Source organism: Halopseudomonas laoshanensis, from assembly GCF_008365385.1.
In the GTDB taxonomy this organism is placed as follows: domain Bacteria; phylum Pseudomonadota; class Gammaproteobacteria; order Pseudomonadales; family Pseudomonadaceae; genus Halopseudomonas; species Halopseudomonas laoshanensis.
Map to the genome: position 1 here is coordinate 1 of NZ_QOVF01000015.1, position 3,880 is coordinate 3,880.

The following is a 3,880-nucleotide window of genomic DNA, read 5'->3' on the forward strand; positions in this document are numbered from 1 at the left end:
AACCAGTACTAATTGCCCGTGTGGCTTGACCATATAACACCCAAGCAATTTGGTGTGGTCATGACACCGATGAACGACAATCCGAACTTGGATTGAGATGACAGTTACCAGCAACACCCATTTCTATCACCGAACCACCCCTTTACGCCGTGTAGACTAACACCTGCACAGCAACGAATTGCTTGACGACCATAGAGCATTGGAACCACCTGATCCCATCCCGAACTCAGAAGTGAAACGATGCATCGCCGATGGTAGTGTGAGGTTTCCTCATGTGAGAGTAGGTCATCGTCAAGCGCTTATACTGAATAGCCCCGCCTGGAAACAGCGCGGGGCTTTTCTTTGCGCGCAGGAAAAGTCACACAGCAGCCCGCGAACAACACCGATACCCGCAAATCATCCTCATTGGCCGACCTTTACTTGGTCATACCTGGCCCACCCCGTCATTCCCGCGCAGGCGGGAATCCAAGCGCAGGTTCAGACCTCGCACATCTCTACAGTTTTTGCGATGGCGGTTAAGGTCACAATAGTTTCCTCCTGCGCGGGAATGACGGGGTAGGTGGGTAGTATGGCCAGGCGGTTAGTCACGATGGGGTGGCTAGTCAATGGCGGGCGAGAGAAGCCAGAGCGGGCTTCGGATCAGCCTGTGGCTGCTTGTCCTCGCCCCGCACCTCTTGCAGCTTCAGCTTTAAAACCACATTCCCCATTCATTCTGCTTCGCCACAGCGTTATCATGCGGCTTTGATAATTATGGTTCCGCTTACACATGCTTAGTACCCTGCTTTCAATGATGTCTGATGGGCAATTCCATTCTGGTGAAAAGCTGGGAGAGTCGCTGGGCGTGAGTCGTGCTGCAGTATGGAAGTCGCTGTCCCGGCTGGAGAAAGAGGGTTTCCCTATTCAGCGCGTACGTGGCAAGGGCTACCGTATTCCCAAAGGCGCAGTGTTGTTTGATCTGGATGCAATACAGCAGCATCTGCCGACTGATATTGCGACCTACTGGCAGTGGCACCTGTACCCGTCTATTGATTCGACCAATGCCGAGGCGCAGCGCCTGATGGCTAGCGCTGGCGGCCATCAACCGCTGGTATGCATCGCTGAGCAGCAAAGCGCCGGACGGGGCCGTCGCGGCCGTACCTGGGTCAGCCCTTATGGCCAGAATATTTACATGACCCTGGTAGAGCCTTTCAGTAATGGTGCCCAAGGCCTGGAGGGCCTAAGCCTGATTGTCGGTATAGTGTTGGCTGACACGCTGGAAAGCTGTGGTTACCCTCAGGTCCGTTTGAAGTGGCCGAACGATCTGCTGCTCGAGAATAGGAAGTTGGCAGGTATCCTGATCGAAATCGCCGGTGATCTGACCTCTGATTGTGTTGCTGTCATCGGTGTAGGAATCAACGTGTTGATGCGAGCTGAAGCCGGGGCGCAGATTGATCAGGCGTGGACGTCCTTGTTGCAGGCGCCAGGTCAGGGCGAGCTAGACAGGAACAAGCTGGTTGCCACTTTTGCGCAAAAGTTGCTTCTAGCAATGCGCGAATTCAGACGCTCAGGTTTTCAGGTATTCATTCCTGAATGGGAAAAACGCGACGCCTGGCTTGGTCAGTCAGTCAGTGTGGTATCCGGGGCGAACGTCCTGAACGGCGTTCATCGGGGCATCAGTGAGCGTGGCGCCCTCAGATTGCAGACTGCTGAGGGTGAGATGCTGGTCAGTGGTGGTGAAGTCAGTCTGAGGGTCAATAATGCTCCTTGAGCTCGATTGTGGAAATACGCTGATCAAATGGCGGCTGTTGGACAGGGAAGGTCGCGTGCGCGATCGTGACATGGCGCCCGACCTGGTTGAGCTGCAGCTATTGCTGGGCGGTCAGGAGCGAGAAATAAGCGCTTGCCGGCTGGTAAGCGTACGCTCTGCGGATGAAACCCAGGTGGTGATGGATCAGTTGACCAGTTGGCTTAAGCTGCACCCTGTGTTGGCCCGGACCAGTATGCATCTGGCCGGCGTCACCAACGGCTATACCGATCATACCAAGCTGGGAATGGATCGCTGGCTGGCGGTTGCGGCCGCCTATGCAAGGTGCCAGCGCGCCTGTGTAGTGATTGATCTTGGTACTGCAATCACTGTCGACTTCGTTCAGAAGGACGGTCAGCACCTGGGAGGCTACATCGCGCCGGGTAGTAAGTTGCTGCGCACCGGACTCAAACGCCACACCCGATTGATCCGCTATGACGAGAACCTGTTGGGTGATCTGCTGCTGCCGTCTCCAGGGAGTAATACTGCAGAGGCGGTGGAGTTCGGATGCGATCTGATGCTTGCGGGTTTTGTTCGAGAGCAGTATCGGATAGCTCACCAGCTGCTCGGTGACGATATGCTGGTGATTCTAACCGGCGGAGATGCTGAGCGCATGGCTGAGGCGCTCCCAGGGGAGTGTCAGGTAATCAATGACCTGGTGTTTGACGGCCTTGCTCTCGCCTGCCCAGTGGAGGTGGAGTGATGCGCTTTTTATTCCTGTTTCTGCTGTTGCTCAACATTCTCTACGGACTGTGGCAGCTGCAGGACGGCAATGCCGATGAGTCTTTATATCAGGCTGCCGACCAAGCTCTGGAGCAACTGCCTGTCGCCGAGGCGACGATAGAGGAGTCTGAGCCTGAGGTTGAAGCGACTCCCTCTATAGAAGAGCGCCAACCGTCGACAGTTCTCTGCGTCAATCTTGGCGTGTTCAATGTCAGACCTGAAGCTGAGCAGTTGCGCCAGAGGTTGCTGGCTTTGTCCATAGAATCCGAAGTTATCAGTCGCGAAGTCCCAGGTAGCCAGGATTATTGGTTAGTGATGCCTGTGCAGGGTGGCCAGGTTGAAGCCTTGCAGCGTCTCAGTACTTTGCAGAGCGAAGGTATCGACAGCTTCATTATTACCCAGGGAGCTCTGGCCAATAACATCTCCTTGGGGGTGTTCCGGCGCGAGGACTATGCGCTGGCACGCCAGGCGCAGCTTGAGGCCATGGGTCACTCAGTCAGGGTTGAAAGGCAGGAAAGTGTGAGCAGTGAGTATCTGGTGCAAGTCGACAGCGCGGCTCGCCGTCTGGTTGATCAATCCTTGTTGGCCGGGCTGCGGAAAAGCTTTCCGGCGTTGCAGCATCAGTTCCTTCCTTGTAAATCGATTGCGGACTAAGCGGCCATCGCCTATGATATGCGCCGCTCTGAATGGTGGCGTTTCCTTGAATCTCCGTCAGAATGAGTGTTATCAGCACACAAGTAGCGGTTTTTACTAATAAATGTGTTGACAGTGCGGCGCCAAGTGAAGAAAATGGCGCCCTCTTACGGAGGGGTTCCCGAGCGGTCAAAGGGATCAGACTGTAAATCTGACGGCTTAGCCTTCGAAGGTTCGAATCCTTCCCCCTCCACCAGATTTAGCAATAGCCAGAGCTCGGCGGGTATAGTTCAACGGTAGAACCTCAGCCTTCCAAGCTGATGGTGCGGGTTCGATTCCCGCTACCCGCTCCAATTCTGGCTGAGCAAAAAGTGTATAAGCTCATGTAGCTCAGCTGGTAGAGCACACCCTTGGTAAGGGTGAGGTCAGCGGTTCAATTCCGCTCATGAGCTCCAGTATAGAGGCAGATATGCAGATATCTGCCTTTTGTTTAATGGTCGCGTGACTCGCGCATTGCACTCACGAAGAGGGGATCTCTCGATGGCTAAAGAGAAGTTCGAACGTAAAAAACCGCACCTTAACGTGGGCACCATCGGTCACGTTGACCATGGCAAAACCACTCTGACTGCAGCGCTGACCCGTGTTTGTGCTGAAGCTTACGGCGGATCCGCCCGTGGCTTCGATCAAATCGACAACGCGCCGGAAGAAAAGGCTCGCGGTATCACCATCAACACCTCGCAC

4 protein-coding genes, 3 tRNA genes and 1 rRNA gene are annotated in these 3,880 nt (G+C 54.9%); all 8 read left to right on the forward strand.

The window, feature by feature from the left end; all coding sequences use genetic code 11:
• Positions 1 to 181 precede the first annotated feature (181 nt).
• Positions 182 to 297, forward strand: a 5S ribosomal RNA gene (gene rrf / locus DT594_RS18855).
• Between the two features lie 469 nt (positions 298 to 766).
• Positions 767 to 1,747 carry a bifunctional biotin--[acetyl-CoA-carboxylase] ligase/biotin operon repressor BirA gene (birA, locus tag DT594_RS18860; protein WP_149334711.1) on the forward strand — a complete coding sequence of 327 codons (981 nt, stop codon included), beginning with the start codon at positions 767 to 769 and terminating at the stop codon, positions 1,745 to 1,747.
• On the forward strand, positions 1,737 to 2,486 hold the full coding sequence (locus tag DT594_RS18865) for a type III pantothenate kinase (protein ID WP_149334713.1): 750 nt from the start codon (positions 1,737 to 1,739) through the stop codon (positions 2,484 to 2,486). Before birA ends, DT594_RS18865 begins: the two co-directional genes overlap by 11 nt.
• Complete coding sequence (locus DT594_RS18870) at positions 2,486 to 3,160, forward strand: SPOR domain-containing protein (protein WP_149334715.1); 675 nt, start codon at positions 2,486 to 2,488, stop codon at positions 3,158 to 3,160. Before DT594_RS18865 ends, DT594_RS18870 begins: the two co-directional genes overlap by 1 nt.
• 150 nt (positions 3,161 to 3,310) lie before the next feature.
• Positions 3,311 to 3,395: transfer RNA gene (locus tag DT594_RS18875), tRNA-Tyr, on the forward strand.
• Positions 3,396 to 3,418: 23 nt separating this feature from the next.
• A tRNA-Gly gene (locus DT594_RS18880) sits at positions 3,419 to 3,492 on the forward strand.
• A 26-nt stretch (positions 3,493 to 3,518) separates the two neighbouring features.
• A tRNA-Thr gene (locus DT594_RS18885) sits at positions 3,519 to 3,594 on the forward strand.
• A gap of 85 nt (positions 3,595 to 3,679) precedes the next feature.
• A partial coding sequence (locus tag DT594_RS18890) for a GTP-binding protein (protein ID WP_246164688.1) occupies positions 3,680 to 3,880 on the forward strand: 201 nt, incomplete at its 3' end.